Source organism: Streptomyces sp. NPDC041122, from assembly GCF_055592445.1.
Genome location: NZ_JBVIYQ010000003.1, coordinates 677,295 through 695,936 on the forward strand (window position 1 = coordinate 677,295; position 18,642 = coordinate 695,936).

The 18,642-nt window shown below is 72.8% G+C and carries 17 protein-coding genes; 12 read left to right on the top strand and 5 right to left on the bottom strand.

Features of this window, described 5'->3' with window-relative positions; genetic code table 11:
- Window positions 1-119 precede the first annotated feature (119 nt).
- Window positions 120-1,292, top strand: coding sequence for a ParB/RepB/Spo0J family partition protein (locus tag ACZ6B8_RS15475; protein WP_471607511.1), 1,173 nt, complete (start codon window positions 120-122; stop codon window positions 1,290-1,292).
- 69 nt (window positions 1,293-1,361) lie between these two features.
- Here the strand turns inward: ACZ6B8_RS15475 and ACZ6B8_RS15480 are convergent, their stop codons facing one another.
- The 3 genes from ACZ6B8_RS15480 to ACZ6B8_RS15490 all read right to left on the bottom strand — a co-directional run bounded on the left by ACZ6B8_RS15480 (window position 1,362) and on the right by ACZ6B8_RS15490 (window position 4,465).
- Window positions 1,362-2,837, bottom strand: a complete 1,476-nt coding sequence (locus ACZ6B8_RS15480) for an aldehyde dehydrogenase family protein (RefSeq protein WP_471607512.1) — start codon at window positions 2,835-2,837, stop codon at window positions 1,362-1,364.
- A gap of 44 nt (window positions 2,838-2,881) precedes the next feature.
- The gene (locus tag ACZ6B8_RS15485; RefSeq protein WP_471607513.1) at window positions 2,882-3,982 is read right to left on the bottom strand and encodes a phenazine antibiotic biosynthesis protein; all 1,101 of its coding nucleotides are present in this window, start codon (window positions 3,980-3,982) and stop codon (window positions 2,882-2,884) included.
- A 120-nt stretch (window positions 3,983-4,102) separates the two neighbouring features.
- A complete protein-coding gene (locus ACZ6B8_RS15490) occupies window positions 4,103-4,465 on the bottom strand; it encodes a hypothetical protein (RefSeq protein WP_471087391.1) in 363 nt (120 codons plus the stop codon).
- A 425-nt stretch (window positions 4,466-4,890) separates the two neighbouring features.
- Here ACZ6B8_RS15490 and ACZ6B8_RS15495 point away from each other — a divergent pair, with 425 nt between their 5' ends.
- Together ACZ6B8_RS15495 and ACZ6B8_RS15500 are read left to right on the top strand one after the other, a co-directional pair.
- Window positions 4,891-5,253: a YybH family protein gene (locus tag ACZ6B8_RS15495; protein ID WP_471087394.1), complete on the top strand. Its 363-nt coding sequence runs from the start codon at window positions 4,891-4,893 to the stop codon at window positions 5,251-5,253.
- A 47-nt stretch (window positions 5,254-5,300) separates the two neighbouring features.
- Window positions 5,301-6,863, top strand: a complete 1,563-nt coding sequence (locus ACZ6B8_RS15500; RefSeq protein WP_471087397.1) for an MFS transporter — start codon at window positions 5,301-5,303, stop codon at window positions 6,861-6,863.
- A 46-nt stretch (window positions 6,864-6,909) separates the two neighbouring features.
- Here the strand turns inward: ACZ6B8_RS15500 and ACZ6B8_RS15505 are convergent, their stop codons facing one another.
- Window positions 6,910-7,806: a LysR family transcriptional regulator gene (locus ACZ6B8_RS15505; protein WP_471607514.1), complete on the bottom strand. Its 897-nt coding sequence runs from the start codon at window positions 7,804-7,806 to the stop codon at window positions 6,910-6,912.
- Window positions 7,807-8,055: 249 nt separating this feature from the next.
- Here ACZ6B8_RS15505 and ACZ6B8_RS15510 point away from each other — a divergent pair, with 249 nt between their 5' ends.
- The 5 genes from ACZ6B8_RS15510 (at window position 8,056) to ACZ6B8_RS15530 (ending at window position 12,162) form a co-directional block, all read left to right on the top strand.
- Window positions 8,056-8,610 carry an adenylyl-sulfate kinase gene (locus ACZ6B8_RS15510; RefSeq protein ID WP_362374664.1) on the top strand — a complete coding sequence of 185 codons (555 nt, stop codon included), beginning with the start codon at window positions 8,056-8,058 and terminating at the stop codon, window positions 8,608-8,610.
- Window positions 8,611-8,759: 149 nt separating this feature from the next.
- Window positions 8,760-9,548 (top strand): class I SAM-dependent methyltransferase, encoded by a 789-nt coding sequence (locus ACZ6B8_RS15515; protein ID WP_471607515.1) that lies wholly within the window; start codon window positions 8,760-8,762, stop codon window positions 9,546-9,548.
- Between the two features lie 105 nt (window positions 9,549-9,653).
- A complete protein-coding gene (locus ACZ6B8_RS15520; RefSeq protein ID WP_471607516.1) occupies window positions 9,654-10,598 on the top strand; it encodes a sulfotransferase domain-containing protein in 945 nt (314 codons plus the stop codon).
- A gap of 198 nt (window positions 10,599-10,796) precedes the next feature.
- Window positions 10,797-11,369 carry a cupin domain-containing protein gene (locus ACZ6B8_RS15525; protein ID WP_471087410.1) on the top strand — a complete coding sequence of 191 codons (573 nt, stop codon included), beginning with the start codon at window positions 10,797-10,799 and terminating at the stop codon, window positions 11,367-11,369.
- On the top strand, window positions 11,362-12,162 hold the full coding sequence (locus tag ACZ6B8_RS15530; RefSeq protein WP_471607517.1) for an SDR family NAD(P)-dependent oxidoreductase: 801 nt from the start codon (window positions 11,362-11,364) through the stop codon (window positions 12,160-12,162). Before ACZ6B8_RS15525 ends, ACZ6B8_RS15530 begins: the two co-directional genes overlap by 8 nt.
- 44 nt (window positions 12,163-12,206) lie before the next feature.
- Here the strand turns inward: ACZ6B8_RS15530 and ACZ6B8_RS15535 are convergent, their stop codons facing one another.
- Window positions 12,207-13,004 (bottom strand): alpha/beta fold hydrolase, encoded by a 798-nt coding sequence (locus tag ACZ6B8_RS15535; RefSeq protein ID WP_471607518.1) that lies wholly within the window; start codon window positions 13,002-13,004, stop codon window positions 12,207-12,209.
- A gap of 101 nt (window positions 13,005-13,105) precedes the next feature.
- Between ACZ6B8_RS15535 and ACZ6B8_RS15540 the strand changes: the two genes are divergently transcribed.
- The 4 genes from ACZ6B8_RS15540 to ACZ6B8_RS15555 all read left to right on the top strand — a co-directional run bounded on the left by ACZ6B8_RS15540 (window position 13,106) and on the right by ACZ6B8_RS15555 (window position 18,590).
- Complete coding sequence (locus tag ACZ6B8_RS15540; RefSeq protein ID WP_471607519.1) at window positions 13,106-14,497, top strand: aminotransferase-like domain-containing protein; 1,392 nt, start codon at window positions 13,106-13,108, stop codon at window positions 14,495-14,497.
- A 160-nt stretch (window positions 14,498-14,657) separates the two neighbouring features.
- Window positions 14,658-15,377: a hypothetical protein gene (locus tag ACZ6B8_RS15545; protein WP_471607520.1), complete on the top strand. Its 720-nt coding sequence runs from the start codon at window positions 14,658-14,660 to the stop codon at window positions 15,375-15,377.
- 98 nt (window positions 15,378-15,475) lie between these two features.
- Entirely contained in the window at window positions 15,476-16,339 is an 864-nt protein-coding gene (locus ACZ6B8_RS15550) for a response regulator transcription factor (RefSeq protein ID WP_471087425.1), read from the top strand.
- Window positions 16,329-18,590 carry a sensor histidine kinase gene (locus ACZ6B8_RS15555; protein ID WP_471607521.1) on the top strand — a complete coding sequence of 754 codons (2,262 nt, stop codon included), beginning with the start codon at window positions 16,329-16,331 and terminating at the stop codon, window positions 18,588-18,590. Before ACZ6B8_RS15550 ends, ACZ6B8_RS15555 begins: the two co-directional genes overlap by 11 nt.
- The last annotated feature ends 52 nt before the right edge of the window (window positions 18,591-18,642 follow it).

An 18,642-nucleotide genomic window follows, 5' to 3' on the forward strand; every position in this document is an offset into this window, starting at 1 on the left:
CTAATTCGGGGTATCGGTTGGTGGCCTAAACGACCTGTGGGAATCAGCGATTCCAGTTTCGTTGGAGCGGCGGCGCACGTCGAGCGGACGGGCGACTCTGATCAGGGGGCGACGGGTTCATGTATGCGAGCGAGTCGAGAGACGTCACGGAAGCCGTAACGGACGTCACGGAAGCCGTTACAAGCGGGGCGAGCGGTGCGGGCGGTGCGGGCGGGGAATCCGCGCCCAAGCCCTGGGACATACGGGCGCACGATCTGCCCGTCGAACGCGTCCCCGTCGACCTGCTCTGGCCGGCCGACTCGCCCCGCCTCGTCGGCGAGAACCTCGACCACGTCCGGGTCCTCGCCGAATCCGGGGCCGACCTGCCGCCCATCCTGGTCCACCGGGCGACGATGCGGGTCATCGACGGCATGCACCGGCTGCGGGCGACCGCGCTGCGCGGGGAGCGGGAGATCGCCGTGCGGTTCCTCGACGGATACGAGCCGGACGTGTTCGTCGTCGCGGTGCGGGCCAACACCACGCACGGCCTGCCACTGACCCGCGCCGACCGCAACGCCGCGGCGACCCGCATCATCCACTCCCACCCGCACTGGTCCGACCGGATGATCGCCTCGTTCGCCGGCCTCTCGCCCAAGACGGTGGGGAGCCTGCGGCGGCGGCTCGGCGACGATCTGCCCGCCGCGCCCGTGCGGATCGGCCGCGACGGCCGGGTCCGGCCCGTCGACGGCGCCGGGGCGCGCGCCGCGACCGGTGACTTCATCCGGAGCCATCCGGACGCCACGCTGCGGCAGATCGCGGGGGCTGCCGGAGTCTCCCGTTCCACCGCCCGTGACGTGCGCAGGAGGCTGGAGCAGGGCGACCTCGGCCTGCCGGAGCCGCGGCGCGCGGAGCCGCGCGCGGGACGGCGGGACGCGCCCGGACCCGCGCCCGGTGTGGCCGTCCCGGCGCGGGTGGCCGCCGACCCCGCGACGACGTCGGCCGTGTCGGCCCGAGTGGCACCCGACCCCGCCGAGAAGGCGCCGGTGCCCTCGGCGGGGCCGGGTGCCGTCGCGCCGATGGCCGCCGAGCTGATCCCGATCCTGAAGCGCGACCCCTCGATCCGCTTCACCGAGTCCGGACGCCTGCTGCTGCGGCTCCTCGACGCGGCGACCCTCCCGCCGGACGAGTGGAACCGGCTCATCGAGAGCGTTCCGGCCCACTGCGTCGACATGGTCGCCAACGTGGCCCGCGCCTGCGGCGAGGTCTGGTTCAACGTCGCGCAGGAGGTCGACAGCCGCGCCTCCCTGCAGTGAGTGTTCGCTCCCCCCCCGGATGAGGCTCCTCAGTCCAGTACCTCGGTCGCGTACCTTCAGGTCAGTTCCTCAGTCCCGTATCACCGTCTTCGTGCGCATCAGGAAGTCCGAGAGGTACCCGTCGTGCGGCAGGCCCGGGCGCATCCAGTGCGTCGGATGGTCGCCCACGTACAGGTTGGCGATGGTCGGTTCCGCCAACAGGGCGTCGAGCAACGGCTCTTGGGTGGTCAGCGCGGTGAGCACCAGGGTGTCCCGGAGCGGGGTGATGCCGTCCTGCGGGCGCCAGGGCGCCACCCATACGCAGGGGAAGGGCAGTTCGGCGCCCAGCTGCGGGGCCTCGGCGCGGTCGGCCTGGTGGACGGACGGGCGCAACACCGCGCTGCCGTCGCCGAGTTCGTCGGCGATCGTGTCCGCTCCCAGCCAGGCGCGGGTGCCGGCGGCGCGGCGGGCCACGTAGTCGGCGATGGCCCGGGCTCCCGTGGCAGGCTGCACGGGCAGTACGGCCTTCGGGTGGTCCGGCGGGAGGCTCGGCAGGGCCGCGAACCGTTCGGCCAGCGCCTCGCACAGGGGCGTCGCATCGCCCTCCACCAGGATCGCCGTCGTGTTCACGCAGCCCGTGCCGCCGCGCCCGGCGACCGAGTCCACGAGGGTGTCGAGGTGGTCGCGCCAGTCGACGTCGGCCGTCACCAGGACCTTGGAGCGGCCCGGGCCCTGGAGCAGGACGGTGGGGTCGGCGCCGTACTTCCGTACGACGTCCTCGCCGCCGTAGACCAGGCCGAGGTCGGCGCCGCGCAGGACGTTGTCCGCGCCCGCGTGGTCGGTGGGCAGCAGCGTGATCTCGTCGTTCCCGAAGCCCGCCGTGCGCAGCGCGGTGACGAGCCGGTGCGGGGTGAACGGCTCGCGCCGGGAGGGCCGTACCGCGACCCGGAAGCCGAGCGCCAGCGCCTCGGGCCACAGGCTGTGGGTGCCGGGGTGGTTGCCGGCCGCGTGCACGGCGAACACCTCGCCGCGCCGTGTGTGCACGGCCCGCCCCGCGGCGCGGGTGAGCGGGTCCCGCCAGTCGGTCACCGCGCCGGCGGGGCGCGCCTGGTCGAGGCCGGCGGCGAGGGAACGGAGGCGCTCGGCGATGCGCTCGACGGCCGAGGAGACCTCGGTGATCGGCACGCCGCCGACGCGGCTGACCAGGTGGCAGTAGTCGGGCACGGTCAGGCCCGCGACGGTGCCGGTGGCGAACAGGTCGGCCGCGGCGGCGATCCGCCGTATGCGTTCGGCGGGCGGGGCGGGGTGCGCGCGGCGCATCGTGGAGAGGGCACGGCTGACGAACGGCGGTGGTACGAGGCTGAGTTCGGCGGCGACCCGGCCGGTGACGTCGGTGACCTGGAGGCGGTTCCGGGCGCGGAACTCGCCCCGGGGGCCGAGGGCGTCGAGCTGGAGCGGTTCGGTGACGGAGGGGGCCGGACCGCTGCCTGGTGGCGCGGGATCGCTCCCCGGCGGTGCGGGCTCGCCCCCCGTCCGCTCTACGGGTTCGCTTCCCGTCCGCTCCACGGGCTCGCCTCCCGGCCGCCGTACGGGATCGCTGGTCGGCCGCATCAGTAGACCCCCTCCACTACGTCCTCGTTCTCGAACCTGCTGACCGGCGCGATGTCGGCCACCGCGTCGCCGGGGCCGCCGTCGAGCGGCTCGACGCGGGTGGCGAGGTCGCGTTCGAGGTTGTTGGGCAGCAGGAACGACTTGCTGACGTGGCTGGCCACGACCCGGCCGCGCTCCCCGTACGGGACGGGGCGGAGCGTCTCGGGGTCGACGACCGAGAAGGTGACGTACGGGCTCAGGGTGTCGAAGACGCAGGGGTCGTCGTCGCCGAGGCCCGGGCGCTCGCCGGCGAAGCCCAGGATCATGGTGCTGCCGTAGTTACCGGAGAAGACCGTGTCGGGGAAGATCTCCGTGCGGTACACGTGGCGGGAGTCGGGGTCGAGCTGGGTGCCGCCCCAACGGATCGCCCGTACCTTCTCGTTGATCAGCTCCACCAGCTCGTCGCGGCGCGCGATCCGCTCCAGGATCGGGGGCGTGACGGTGAGGACGCCGATGTTCTGCGAGCGCAGCACCTCCGCCGCCTGGTCGACGACGTGCTCGGCGTAGTCGTCGGCCTCGCTGCCGCGGCCCGTGGAGATCAGCCGCTTCACCCAGCGCGGGTCGAGGTCGAGGGTGAATCCGTGGGTGCCGTGCGTGGTCGCCGAGCCACGGAAGAACTCGCCGACGATGTGCGGTCCGCTGGGGACGATTCCCAGCCAGTTTGCGTCCCGGGGGAAGCCGTGGGCGTCGAGCTGGTCGCTGGTCCACGCCAGCAGCCGGCGGCGCCAGTCGCCGAGCAGCACGACGCGTTTGGGGGCGCCGGTGGTGCCGCCGCTCTCGAAGACGCCCCGCACGTCGGGGTTTTCGCCGTAGCCGCGCGGGATCAGGTCCTCGGCGGGGACGGTGCGCAGTTCGGCGGCGACATTGGGGAACCGTACGAGATCGGCGTGGGTGGCGATGTCGGTGCGCGGGTCGAAGTCGAGGGACTTCGCGCGCTCCAGCCAGTAGGGCGAGCCGGTGTCGGGGCCGAAGTGCCACTCCATCGCGGCCCGCAGATAGGCGTCCGGGTCGGGGCGGGTGCCGGGCGGGAGGTCGAGGATCTCCCAGGTGTTCGACTTCATGGTGTCGTCGTCCTCTTCGTCTTCATGGTGGCGTCGCCTTCCCGGCGGTGTCACCCGGTTCCTGGGTGCGGGTGCGGGTGCGGGTGCGGGATCAGGTGCAGGTGCGGGCACATGGGAACGTCATGATTTCTGGTGGCCGACGGTCTGTTCGGCGGCGAAAGCGGGGCCGAGGGCCTGGAGCGCGGCGAGTTCGTACCGGCCCTCCACCGTGCCCTCGGCCTCGAAGGTGGCGCGCACGTCGGGCGGCCTGCCGATCAGCGCCAGGGCGGCGTTCGGGGGCATCTCGTCGAGCGGGGGACGCTCGTTCTCCCAGAGCATCATTGCGCCCCAGCGGTTCTGCTCGCGGTCGGCGAAGTAGACCTTCAGCCGCAGTCCGGGCACCTTCGTCCAGTGGTCCAGCGTGTTCTCCCGCAGATGGGCGCGCATCGACTCGATGGTCTGCGGCGTGCCGTCCAGGTGCCACCAGGCGACGTCGACCCTCATGGGGACACTCGCCGGATGAGCGCGCGTAAGGACGTTCCGTCATGGCTCATGGGGGCCTCCTGCTTCGGGTCTGCGGTGCGGAGGAAGAAGGGGGATGCGAGCGTACGGCGGGCCCGGCGAAAAGGCGATGTGTTCTGTCCTGAAGTGATCTTCCGGGCGCTTCAGGGCAGTGCTAAGCGCCACTCCGTGCGACAGGGCCCGGCCGGGCCGGGGGAATGGATGTCGACCGAGGAATTCCTCAGTCGGCCGGTCCGGAGTCGATCGGCTTGGAGCCCGCCGAGCCGAAGTCGACCGCATCGAGTCAACCACCGCCGCGAACCAGATCCATTGCTTCTGGTTGCCAGAACCAAAGGGAGTTGGACTTGCCACTTGTGCGCGGCCAAGCTTGACGGTGCTGGAAATCAGCTCTGAACGAGAGGCCCCCTGTGTCCGAATACGAGAAGGCTTACCGGCCGGAAGACATTACGCGTCTGTTCGTCGAGCGCGCCAACAAGGGTGACGCGGCCGGCGTCGCGGAGCTCTACGCGGAGGACGCGGTCGTCGCCTTCCCGCCCGGGCAGATCACCCAGGGCCGCGAAGCCATCCGCAAGATCTGGGAGATGGCGATGACGCGGAACCCCCACTTCGAACCGGAGGAGCCGCTTCCCACGCTGATCAACGGGGACATCGCGCTCACCTCCACCCCGCCGAAGGACGGCACGGGCGCCCGCGCCCAGGTCGTGCGCCGCCAGCCCGACGGCTCGTGGCTGCGCATCATCGACCAGCCGGAATTCGTCCAGCCCAAGTAGGCCCGGTCCAAGCCGAGCAGTCCCGAGAAGCGTGGGGGAGAGCAGTCATGGCCAAGCGATGGTGGACGTTGGTGGTCGTCTGCGCGGCGACCTTCATGATCCTGCTGGACGCCACCATCGTCACCGTCGTGCTGCCGCAGATCCAGAGCGGGCTCGACAGCAGCTTCGCCGACGCCCAGTGGGTGGTCGACGCCTACTCACTGACGCTCGCCGCGATGCTGCTGGTCGGCGGCTCGCTGGCCGACCGCTTCGGCTACCGCAAGCTGTTCCTGGTGGGCCTCGCCGTCTTCACCGTCAGCTCGCTGCTCTGCGGCGTCTCCTCCACACCGCTGATGCTGATCCTCTCCCGCGCCGCGCAGGGCATCGGCGGCTCCGTCATGTACGCCACGTCGCTCGCGCTCCTCGCCCGGAACTTCACGGGCAAGGAGCGGGGCGTCGCCTTCGGTGTCTGGGGCGCGGTGACGGGCATCGCGACCGGACTCGGGCCCGTCTTCGGCGGGTTGATCGCCAGCAACATCAGCTGGCGCGGCATCTTCCTCGTCAACGTCCCCATCGGTCTCCTCGCGATCCTGGTGACGCTGCGGAAGGTCGACGAGGCTCCGGTGCGTGGTCGGCTCCGCCTCGACTGGCCGGGCTTCGTCCTCTTCACCGGCGGGCTCGTCGCGCTGATCTACGGTCTGATCCGGGCCGGCGAGACCGAGTGGGGCAACACCGGCGTCGTGGTCTGGCTGAGCGCGGCCGCCGTCCTCCTGATCGCCTTCCTGATCGTGGAACTCCGGTCCTCCCAGCCGCTGTTCGACCTGTCGCTGTTCCGCACGCCGACCTTCGTCGGCGGTTCGATCGCCGCGTTCACGATGAACGGCTCGCTGTTCGCGATGTTGCTCTACCTCGTGCTGTATCTGCAGAACGGCCTCGGGTACTCCGTCCTGGAGTCCAGCGTGCGGCTGCTGGTGATCAGCATGTGCGCCCTGGTCGCGTCGACCGTCGCCGGCCGGCTGAGCAGCCGGCTGCCGGTGAAGTGGCTCATCGGACCCGGCCTGCTCCTGGTCGGTGTCGGCCTGCTCCTGATGTCGGGCAACGACGCCTCCAGCAGCTGGACCCACCTCATCCCCGGCTTCGTCGTGGCGGGCATCGGCAGCGGTGTGGTGAACCCGCCGCTGGCCTCCACCGCCGTCGGCGTCGTCACTCCGGACCGGTCGGGCGCCGCGTCGGGCATGAACATCACCTTCCGCCAGGTCGGCATGGCCGCGAGCATCCCCGTCCTGGGCTCGATCTTCACGACGACGCTGCACGACGACGTCGTACGCAATCTGGCGGCCGTACCCGAGCTGGCGGGCAGCGGCCCGGGCGTCGCCGCCGCCGTCGAGCGTGGTGACGTCTCCGGCCTCGGCGACAGCGTGCCGCCGGCGCTGCGGGAGCAGGTGGCCACGGCGCTCCACTCCGGTTACGCGAGCGCGCTGAACGACCTGCTGGTCATCACGGGTGTGGTGGCCCTGGTCGGCGCGGTGTTCTCCTTCTTCCTCATCCGCGCCAAGGACTTCCTGGCCGCCAAGCCGCCGCCGCCCCGGGATACGGACGTCGAGACTGGTGAACCGCAGACAGTGAAGTGACGGCACGTCAAGGCTCGTACTTCGGCAGGGGGTTGCCGCCCGCGGCCTAGGCGGGCGCCCGGTCCTGGATGCGGTCGAGCGCGTGCTGGATGACCGCCTGCGCCGCCGGGTCGATCGTCCGGTCGTCCGGCCACGCCAGATAGAGCCGCCCGTGCAGCTCCGGGTCGCGGAACGGGATCAGCCGCAGATCGTCGCCGGCCGCCCGGACGGCGCCCCGCGGCAGGATCGCCACCCCGAAACCGCGCGCCGCCATGTCCACGAGCACCTGCGGATCGCTGGCCGAGAAGGCGACGGGCGCGTCGATGTCCGCCGTGGCGAGCGAGGTGTCGAGACGGTGCCGGGTGCCGCTGTCGGTCGGCAGCGAGATCAGCTGGCGGCCCGCGAGTTCCGCCAGCAACAGGGCGTCGCGCCCGGCGAGTTCGTCGTCGGAGCGCAGCACCGCGACGAGCGGGTCGGCGCGGATGACCTCGGTGCGCAGGAAGTTCGGGGGTTCCGCGGCCATGCCGAGGAAGGCCATGTCGAGTTCGCCGTCCTTGAGCGCGTCGACGAGGTCGTCGGTGCCGCCCTGCCGCAGCGCGATCTCCACGGCCGGGTGGTCCGCCTGGAACTCGGCGAGCATGCCGGGCACGTCGAGCGAGGCCACCACCGTCACCATGCCGACGTTCACCCTGCCCCGCAGCAGCCCGGCCACCTGGTCGACGGCGAGCCGGGCGTTGCGCACCGCGTCCAACGCGGCCTTCGCGTACGGGAGAAGGGCCTCGCCCACCGCGGTGGGGCGGACCGTGCGGCCCGACCGGTCGAGCAGCTCGTAGCCGAGTTCCCGCTCCAGGCGGCGGATCTGTGCGCTCACGCCCGGCTGGGTGACATGGACGCGGGCCGCCGCTCTGGTGAAGTTGCCGTCCTCGACGACGGCCACGAAGTACTCGAGCTGGCGTATCTCCATAACTGACCGATCTAGGCTTCAGTACGAACAGATATTGGACGCCCGGTAAACGCCGGGACAATACTGACGGGGTCGGTCGGTGGCCCATTTCATGAGATCGCTTCGGGGTTCGCTTTCACGACTCATTTCAAGGCTCGCTCGGAATTGCGTATGGAATTTCGCTGCGCAAAATTTTCTGAGGAACTTTACAGCAGCACCGCCGCGCTGTGAAGAGTTCGGCCGTCGTATGTCCACTGAGGGGAGTCAGCCATGGGAACCACGGGAGTTGGAGGCGTCGATTCCGGAGGCACGGTCATCTGGGTGACCGGGCTGGCCGAGGCCGGCAAGACGACGGTCGCGCGCGAACTCGTCCGCCAGCTGCTCCAGCGCGGGCAGCAGCCGATCCTCCTCGACGGCAACCAGGTGCGGACCGCGCTCGGCATGACCCACGGGTTCGACCGCGAGAGCCGGATCAAGGCGTCCATGACGTACGGCCGTCTGTCGCGCCTGCTCGCGGAGCAGGGGCACGTCGTCGTGGTCGCCACGATCTCCCTGTTCCACGAGGTGCAGCGGTGGAACAGGGAGAACCAGCCCGACTACTTCGAGGTGCTCCTCGATGTGCCGGTCGAGGAACTCAAGCGGCGCGACAGCAAGGGCGTCTACAGCGGGAACGACGACAAGGACATCGTCGGAATCGGGCAGTCCGCCGAGTTCCCGACGGCTCCCGATCTCGTCGTCACCAACTACGGGGACGTCGACCCGAAGGCCGCCGCGACCATGATTCGACTCGCGCACGAGCAGCGAATGCCCTCCGCCGTGGCGTGAGACGGGGCGGTCGGCCCGGACTCGCATTCCCCGTACTCCCCGTACCCCCGTACTCCTCGTACCTCTCGTATTCGACGAGTTCTTCTTGATGCTTTTCCCTTTCAGTGCAGAGCGTTTCCGGTGAAGAACAAAAAGGAGCCGTACCCCGCATGACGACGTCGACGAAGCTCAAGCACGGAGATTTCACCGACCTGGCGAAGGACTACTCGAAGTACCGCGAGGGGTACGCGACCTCGGTGCGGGACGCGCTGATCGGCCTGGTGGGCCGGCCCGCCGGTGAGCTGGACGCGGTGGACGTCGGCGCCGGCACGGGCCTGTGGACCCGCATCGTGGCGGACGGCGGCTTCCGCTCGGTCACCGCGGTCGAGCCGAACGACAACATGCGGGCCGAGGGCATCTCGGACTCCGAGGGCTACGCGATCTCCTGGCGGGCCGGCCAGGGCGAGAAGACGGGTCTGCCGGACGCGTCGGCCGACCTCATCAGCATGGCCTCGTCGTTCCACTGGGTCGACTTCGAGGTGGGCACCGCGGAGTTCTGCCGGGTGCTGCGCCCGGGCGGCTGGTTCGTCGCGCTCTACAACCCGCGGCTGATCGAGGTGAACCCGATCCTCGTGGACATCGAGAACGAGCTCAAGCGCCTCATGGGGGAGCGCAAGCGGATCACCTCCGCCCACCCCCAGATGATCAAGGAGCTGTCGGACAAGTTCAACGCGAGCCCGCTCTTCGACGACGTCGTCGTCCTGGAGGGCCGGCACTCCGTCGAGCAGACCGTCGACCACTACATCGGCCTGTGGCAGTCGGTGAACGACGTGCGGGTCCAGCTCGGCGACACCGGATTCGAGAAGTTCCTCGACTTCATCCGGGAGCGCATCGCCGGCCTGGACAAGCTCGAGGTCACCTATCTGACCAGGGCGGTCGCGGCGCGCGCCAAGAAGTGAGCGGCGCCGGCCCGAGCCGGCGCCTCCGCCGTGGCCTCCCCCATGGCCTCCGCCAACGCCTTCGCTCCGACGTCCCCGGTCGCGGGGAGAGACAGGATGGGTGACATGACCGAGGACTCCGTCCGGGAAAAACTCCGTCCGGACGAGCTGGCCCGGCGCAGTGCGCGCCTGCTCGGTGAGCGCGACATCGTCGTGGCCGGGGACCCGGGGTCCGGGCAGGCGCTCGTGGCCAACATCGTGCACGAGCTCGGCTTCGAGTACCTCGACCCGTACGTCGAGTCGCCCGACGAGCGGGACGGCGCTGCGCAGGCCGTCGAGGACCAACTGGAGTACTACCGGAAGCGGTTGGCGGCGACGTCCGAGCGCGACCGGGGCGGCGCGGCGGGCACCGGTGCGGCAGACGGTCCCGACGCGGAGGGACCCGACGCGGGCGGCCCCGATGCGAAGCGGTTCATCAAGACCCACTTCTACCCCGAGGTGTTCGCCGACTCCGCGGTGAACAGCGCGATCCTCGTGGTGCGGGACCCGCGCGACACCATCTACTCGTCGTACAAGTGGTTCTCCTCCTTCGGCGGCTCGTGGATACCGGACGCCGCGGACATGATCGGGAAGCTCACGTACCCCGACTTCCTCGACCGGGTCAGGCTCGGTGACGGCGAGCCGTCGATCCCCGGTTGGGCGCGCTTCTACCGGAGTTGGCTGGAGGCGGCGCCGGAGTTCTCGAAGTTCGCGGTGGTGCGGTTCGAGGATCTGAAGTCGCACCCGGTCGGCGCCATCACCGCGATGCTCGCCGCGCTCGGGCTGGCGGTGCCGCCGGAGGTGGTCGAGCGGGCGGCCGAGCGCAGCTCCTTCAAGGCGATGCGCGCCCGTGAGGACGCGGCCTCCGCCGACGAGGGCGAGACCACGAAGAACGCCCGCATCATGCGGCGCGGTCAGGTGGGCGAGTGGCGCGAGTGGATCGTCGAGGGCGACCTGGCCGAACGCTTCGCCCACCCGGACCTCACGGCGACGGCGGCACGCTTCGGGTACGAGGCGACGCCGACGGCGTAGGCCGCGGGAGCTGCGGGCGGCGGAAAGGGAGACGCATGGGGGAGGCGGCCAGGTCACGCGAGTACGGGGTGACCTGGCCCTCCTGACGCGCGGCCAACGCATGGCGCGGCTTCCGGCCGGGTCACGCGGATTCCGGTCATGTGGCTTTCGGTGCCGCCGCTCTGGTTACGGGGCTCCCGGTCCGGGGAGCGATCGGACATGGTCGAATCAGCGGCGTCAGCCGCGCTCCCCGCAACGGCTGAAGCCGGACCCGCGTCCCCCGAGGCGGTCGCCGCCCGGCACGGGCTCGAACCCCTCCTCGTCGAGGGCGGGCTGTACCGCCGCACCTGGGCGGGCCCGCCGGGCGCCGACGGCCGGCCCGCCGGGTCGGCGATCATCGTGCTCCTGACCACCGCGCCCGGCGACTTCTCCGCCCTGCACCGGCTGCCCACCGACGAGGTCTGGCACTTCTACGAGGGCGACGCGCTGGAGCTGCTGCTCCTCGCGCCCGACGGCACCGACCGCACGGCCGTCCTGGGCGCCGGGGGACCGGTGCAGCTGGTGGTGCCGGCCGGGACGTGGATGGGGGCGAGGGTCAGCTCCGGCGGACGGAACGGGTGGACGCTGTTCGGGACGACCATGGCCCCGGGGTTCGTCCCCGAGGACTACGAGGGCGGCGACGCCGAGGAGTTGAGCGCGCGCTACCCGGAGCGCGCGGAGACCATCAGGGAGTTGTGCCGCTCAGGGGCACCGCTGCGGATGCCCTCCGGAGAGGACGTCCCCGATGCGTGACGAGACGACGACCCCCATCCGGGACGAGACCCTTCCGGGGCTGCCCGGCCGGGTCGCCCTGGTCACCGGGGCGAGCGGCGGCATCGGTGCCGGGGTCGCCCGGCGGTTCGCCCAGGCGGGCGCCGCGGTCGTCGTCCACTACCGGACCGGCCGGCAGCGCGCCGATGAGCTGGCCGGAGGGATCGTGGCGGCGGGCGGTGACGCCGTCGCCGTACCGGCGGACCTGACCCGGGAGGACGAGTGCCGGCGCCTCGTCGAGACGGCGTACTCCTGGCGGGGGCGGCTGGACGCGCTGGTCAACGGGGCGGGGATCCAGCCGGTACGGGAGCTGGCCGGCATGACGGCCGCCGAGTGGCGGGAGCTGTCGGAGGCGAACGTGACGACTGCGTTCTGCTGCACGCAGGCCGCGGTCGAGCGCATGGCGGGCCAGGACGGCGGCGGTACGGTCACGCAGATCGCGTCCATCGAGGGCTCGCACCCCGCGCCGGGCCACGCGCACTACAGCGCGTCGAAGGCGGCCCTGATCATGTTCGCCCGCTCGGCGGCCCTGGAGTACGGGCCGCGCGGCATCCGCGTCAACAGCGTCTCGCCGGGCCTCATCGACCGGCCGGGGCTTGCCGAGGACTGGCCCGAGGGGGTGGAGCGGTGGGGCCGGGCGGCCCCGCTCGGCCGGCTCGGCCGCCCCGAGGACATCGGCAGCGCCTGCGTCTTCCTGGCCTCGGACGCGGCGTCCTGGATCACGGGCACGGACCTCGTGGTGGACGGCGGGGTGGGGGCGCGGCCGACCTGGTAGGGCGCGCTTGCCCCCGTTCCGGCGCGGACCTCGCGGGCACCCGCTCAGGTGAGGCGGGCGAGCCAGGTGCGGAGGGCCGCGTTGAACTCGTCGGGGCGTTCCAGGTTCGGCAGGTGGGCCGCCGACTCCACGACGTGCAGTACGGAGTCGGGGAGCGCGGCGTGCAGGGATTCGGCGTCGGAGACGGGCGTGTAGGTGTCGTCACGGCCCACGACGACCAGGGACGGCACGGTGACGCGGGCCAACAGGTCCTGGTAGTCGGGGCGTTCGGCCCGGCCGCGCAGGGCCGCCGCCGCGCCCTCCGGCGGGGCGGCCAGCATCATGCGGTGGACGTACGCGGACGCCTCCGTGTTGTACGGGGCTACCATCCTGTCCCGCACCTCGTCCGCGTACCCCTTCATGCCCTCGGCGAGGAGCCGGTCGGCGAGGGCGTTGCGGGCGGCCTTGCCCTGAGGCGTCTCGGCCGCGGGGAAGGTGTCCGCGAGCAGCAGACCGGTGATGCGCTCCGGGAAGAGGCGGTAGCACTCCATCGCGATCTGCCCGCCCATGGAGAGGCCGCCGAGCGCGAACTCCCGTACGCCCAGGTGGTCCAGGAGGGCGGCGACGTCCTCGGCGAAGCGGGCGAACGCGGTGGTGCCGGGCACGACACCGGACTCGCCGTAGCCGCGCAGGTCGGGGGTGATGACGCGGTGCGTCGCGGCGAGGGCGGCGCGCTGCGGGGCCCACATGGAGCGGTCGAAGGGGTGGCCGTGGAGGAGGACGAGCGGGGCGCGGGCCGGGGTGGCCGGGGCGTTCTCGTCGTCGTAGCCGATGGTGATGCCGTTGAGCTGCGCGGTTGCCATGGGGGGAGGCTAGGCGCGGTCAACTGCGCGGTGCAATAGGGTCTTTGCTCTCGGTGCAATGTGTGCGGGGCGGGTGCGGGCGGAAGTGGGGTGGGATGGGCATGACTGGGCGGGACGACTACCGGCGCGTCGCCGACGACGTGGCCCGGGAGATCGAGGCGGGGACGTTGCGCGCCGGGGACCAGCTGCCTCCGCAGCGGCTCTTCGCCCGGCGCCGGCGGATCGCCAACTCCACGGCCATCCGCGTGTACGGCGAGCTCGCGCGGCGCGGGCTCGTCGTCGGCGAGGTCGGCCGCGGCACCTTCGTACGGGCCGCCGCCCCGCACCCCGGTGGCGCCGCCCTGACCGAGGGGCCGGCCGCCGGGCCACCGGCGCCCGCGACCGTCAACCTCGAACTCAACTACCCGGTCGTGAAGGGCCAGTCGGTGCTCATGGGCCGGGCGCTCGCGCCGCTGCTGCGGCCCGACGTGCTGCTCGACGCGACCCGGACCGCCGCGCCCGACGGCACCCCGCAGGCGCGGGACGCCGCCGCCTCCGTGCTCGCGCGCGGCGGATGGCGGCCGGAGCCTGCACGCGTGCTGTTCGCGGGGAACAGCCGGCAGGCGATCGCCGCGGCCCTCTCCTCGCTGGCCCGCCCCGGCGACCGCGTCGGTGTCGAGGAGGTGACGTATCCGCTGGTGAAGGCGGTGGCCGCACAGCTCGGGCTGCGGCTCGTGCCGGTCGCCGTGGACGAGCAGGGCATGCGGCCCGGTGCGCTCGCCGACGCCCACCGGAAGGCGTCCCTCAGCGGTGTCTACGTACAGCCGACCCTGCAGAATCCGTTGTCGGTGACGGCGGGCGAGGAGCGGCGGCAGCAACTCGCCGCTGTGATCGACGCGTTGGGCCTCGCCGTCGTCGAGGACGGCACGTGGGGGTTTCTCGCGCCGGACGCGCCCGCGCCGCTCGCCACCCGGCTGCCGGACCGCGTCGTCTTCCTCGACAGCCTCTCCAAGCGGCTCGCGCCCGGCCTCACCGTCGGCATGATCGCCGCCCCGCCCGGCCACCTGGACGCCCTCGCGCGCGCCCTGCGGTCGGGGGCGTGGACGGCGGGGGCGTTCAATCTGGCGGCGCTGGTGCGGTGGGCGGGGGACGGGACCGTGGAGGCGCTGACCGCGGCCAAGCGCGCCGACGCGGCCGTGCGGCACCGCATCGTCCGGGAGCGGCTGATCGACGCGGGGGCGCGGGGGCGGTTCTGGACCGACCCTCGGGCCTATTACTGCTGGTGGGAGCTGCCGGCGCCCTGGCGGGCCGAGACGTTCGTCGGGGCGGCGGCGGAACGGGGCATCGCCGTCACGCCCGGCTCGGCCTTCGCCGTGACCGGTCACTCGGCTCCGGAGACCGGCCACGTGGCGCCGGGCGCCGTGCGGATCGGGCTCGCGTCGCCGCCGCCGGGGGTGCTCGCCGGGGCGTTGCGGGCGCTGGCGGAGATCTCGCGGGTGAGGGGCGGGGCGTGATCACCGGCAGCTCGGGCCGGGTCCGGTGCCGGGCCCGTGTAGCCGTGGGGTCGCGTCCGACTTGAGGGGGACGCGGCGTACGACCTCTGTCTCCAGACCTACGGGGGGTTTCGTCCTGCGGCCGTACGTGATCCGGCGCGCGAGGCCGAAGACTGGTGCCATGCCTCTGAACAAGAAGAAGGCCGGTGCCGGCGGGCAGCGGACGGGCGATCCGAGGGCGGACGCCCGCGACGGTGGCCGTGGCGGTGTCCGCGACGGCGGCCGTGGGGACGCGGCCGGTGCCGACAGCAGGAAGGCCGGCATCGTCGTCTTCACCGTGGCCGGGTGTCTGGTCGCCGCGGGGGCCGTCGCCGTCGCGGGGCCCACGCTGAAGAACAGCGCGCTGATGCCGGACGCCGTCAGCGAGCACGTCTTCAAGGAGAAGACGAAGTCCTTCGCCACGGCGGCGGGCGCACCGACCAAGGGGGACCTGGCGTTCGTCCTGCCCGCGTGGATCCCGGACGACGCCCGGAACGTCAAGGTCAAGGTGAAGACGACCGGCGGGGCGAAACTGATCCGCTACACGCTCGCGGGGCGGGATCATGACGGGCGTACGGAGCGGGGCCGTGACGGTCGTACGGAGCGGGGCGCGGACTGCGGTGCCGACGCGCCCCGGGTCGGCGGGCCGGACCTGGACGCGTCCTGGTGGCCGGACCGCACGCCCTCGCGCTCCCGTACGGAATGCGGCGACCTGCACGCGTACCGGGTGGCGGTCGACGGCGACACGGTCTACGCCTGGACCAACGGCGAGCTCTCCCCGGGCGCCGGCGAGGCCGAGGCGAAGGGCGGCGGGCACGGGGCGAAGGGCGGCGGGGCCGGGCGCGGGTCGAACCGCTCCTGAGCCGGCCCACCGGTCACTTATGAGGATCCTGTCAGGCCTGCGCGCGGATCCCCCTCGCCCCTCCTGAACCGGGCACCGGCATGCCTATCCTCAACGCCATGTGCGCTTTTGTCCTGGTCGCGGAGGACGACGAGAAACAGGCCGAGCTGGTCCGCCGCTATCTGGAGCGCGACGGCCACGCGGTCGCCGTCGTCCACGACGGTTCCGCCGCGCTCGACGCGGTGCGGCGCAGACCGCCGGATCTGCTGATCCTCGACGTGATGATGCCCGGCACGGACGGCCTGGCGGTCACCCGGTTCCTGCGGAACGCGGACGGGCCGCCCGAGCTGACCCGGCTGCCGATCCTGATGCTCACCGCCCGCACCACGGAGGACGACCTGCTCCTGGGCCTCGACCTCGGCGCCGACGACTACCTCACCAAGCCGTACAGCCCGCGCGAGCTGATGGCCCGGGTGCGGACGCTGCTGCGCCGCACCGGCGGCGTGCATCCGCCGCTGCCCGACGCCGACCGGCGGATCCTGCGCGTCGCGGGTCTCGTCGTCGACCCGCTGCGGCACGAGGTGACGGTGGACGGGCGGCACGTGGAGTGCACGCCGGGCGAGTTCGACCTGCTCAGCGTCCTCGCGGAGGAGCCGGACCGGGTCTTCACGCGCCCGCAGCTCCTCGACCGCATCCACGGTTCGTCCGGCTACATATCCGCGCGCACGGTCGACGTGCACATCCTCAACCTCCGCAAGAAGATCGAGGCCGACCCGCGCCGTCCGGACCGCCTCGTGACGGTCTTCGGGGTGGGGTACAAGCTGGCGAGCGGCGCGGCGGGCCGGGACGAGCCGCGGGACACGGGCGCATCCGTCGCCGGTACGGCTCCAGCGGGGACGTCCGTCGCCGGTACGGTCCCGGCGGGGACCCCCGTCGCCGGTACGGTCCCCGTGGGCGGGGCGGCGGCGCGACGTGGCGCGTGACATCCCGCTCCGCAAGTCCCTGCTCGCCCGGCTGCTCGCCGTCTCCGTCCTAGTCTCCGTCGGCTCGATCGCCGCGACGGCGTGGCTCGCGGCGCAGACGACGTCCGGCGCCCTGCGTCAGGAGCAGGGCCAGGTCCTCGCCGACGACGCCCGTATCTACGACAAGCTCATCGGCGTCGGCGCGAGCGCCCCGGAGTGGCGGGGCGCCGACGAAGCCGTCCGCGAACTGTCCCGGCGTACCGGCCGCCGCATCGCCCTCACCACCCAGGACCGCAGGGTCATCGCGGACTCGGCGACCCCGCGGCACCCGGCACCGCCGGGGTCCGGCCGCGACGGGGAGGGCGGGGAGGGCTCCGGCAAGGCGGCGGGTCCGGGGGAGGGTGGCACCCACAAGGCAGGCGGTACGGGCAAGGCAGGAGGTACGGGCAAGGTTGACGGCGCCGGAGAGGCTTACGGCGCCGGAAAGGCGGGCGGGCCGGGGGAGGGCGGCCCCAAGCGCACCTCCCTCCCCCCGACCGCCTCCGCCGTCCTCGACCCGCTCGCCGTCGACTCGATGCTGGCCCCCGGACGTACGGACGGGGACGCGGGCCCGGACGCCACCACCGCCGACCGCATCGACCCGCGCGCGGTCGGGCCCTACCGCCTCACCGAGGCGGAACGCACCCGGCTCCGGCAGGCCGCAGACCGGAGCGCGGCCTGCCTCTCCGAGCTGGGCGCGGCCCCCGAGGTCGTCGTCGGCCCGAGCGGTCGGCCCACCGTCCAGGTGGAACACGATCTCGGCGACTACCTCAAGGCCAGTTGCCGCGTGCCGCCGCTCGACCTGCCCACCGCGACCGAGCAGAAGGCGCTCAAGAAGCTCAACTCCCTCTCCGACGCGTGCATGAAGCGGCACGGTCTCCCCGCCGTCCCGGTCGGCCTCGACCTGCGCGGGCGGAGCGGGCCGCGTCCGGTCGGCACCGTCGTACCGACGTTTGAGTCCACGACGCCCTACGCGGACTCGGCGTCCGACCCAGCGCCCCCCGCAGCCGGCTCCCCCTCCGATCCTGCTCCCGATCCCGCCTCCGGTCCCGCCGCCGGTCCCGCTCCCGACCCGCCGTCCGCCCCTGCGCGGGGCTCCGCCGAGCACGCACCCCGCACCTCACCCGACAACGGCACCGCATCCCGCGCCACCAGGACGCGAGGCTCCGCCCCGGCCGCGACGACCGCCGCCGCCACCGCCGCCGCGTCCTGCGTCGACACCGCGCGCCGCGAGCAGCTCGGCCCGTACGTCTCCGCGCCCGCCCTGCTCTTCATCACCGCGTCCGACGGCACCCGGAGCACGCCCGGCTTCAGCCTCTCGCGGGACAACACCGTGCGCCTGGCGGGTCTCGCCGCGGCCGTCCTCGCCGTCACGGTCGCCGTCACCGCGCTCGCCGCGACCCGGCTCACCCGGCCGCTGCGCGCGCTCACCGCCGCGACGTGGCGCATGAAGACGGGCGAGGCGAGCGCCCCGGTCCCCGAGCGCGCCACCCGCTCGGCGGGCGAGATCAGCCAACTGGCCGCCGCCTTCAACGACATGGCGGCCCACCGCAAGGCCCTGGAGGAACAGCGCAAGGCGATGGTCAGCGACGTCGCGCACGAGCTGCGCACCCCGCTGTCCAACATCCGCGGATGGCTGGAGGCCGCGGAGGACGGCGTCGTCGAGACCGACCCGGAGCTGGTCACCTCGCTCCTCGAAGAGGCCCTGCTGCTCCAGCACATCGTCGACGACCTGCAGGACCTGGCGGCCGCCGACGCCGGCACGCTCCGGCTGCACCGCGAGCCGGTGCGCGCCGCCGACATCGCCGAGCAGGTCGCCGCGGCGCATCAGGCGCGGGCGGACACCGCGGGCGTACGGCTGCGCGCCACCGCGTACGGGGATCCGCGGGTGTCGGCCGACCCGCTGCGGCTGCGCCAGGCGATCGGCAACCTCGTCTCCAACGCCGTCCGCCACACCCCTCGCGGCGGCAGCGTCCGCGTCAGCTGCCGCGCCACGGCCGACGGGGTGCTGATCGAGGTCGCCGACACCGGCACCGGCATCGACGCCGCGGACCTGCCGCACGTCTTCGACCGGTTCTGGCGCGCCGACAAGTCACGGACCCGCGCGACGGGCGGCAGCGGCCTCGGCCTGTCCATCGTGCGGAAGTTGGTGGAGGCGCACGACGGCACGGTGACGGCGCGGAGCGTGCCGGGCAAGGGCTCACTGTTCACGGTGCGGCTGCCGGAGGCGTGACGGCGGGGACGCTCTCGAAGATGTGGGGCGTGTGGGGCGTGTGGGGCGTGAG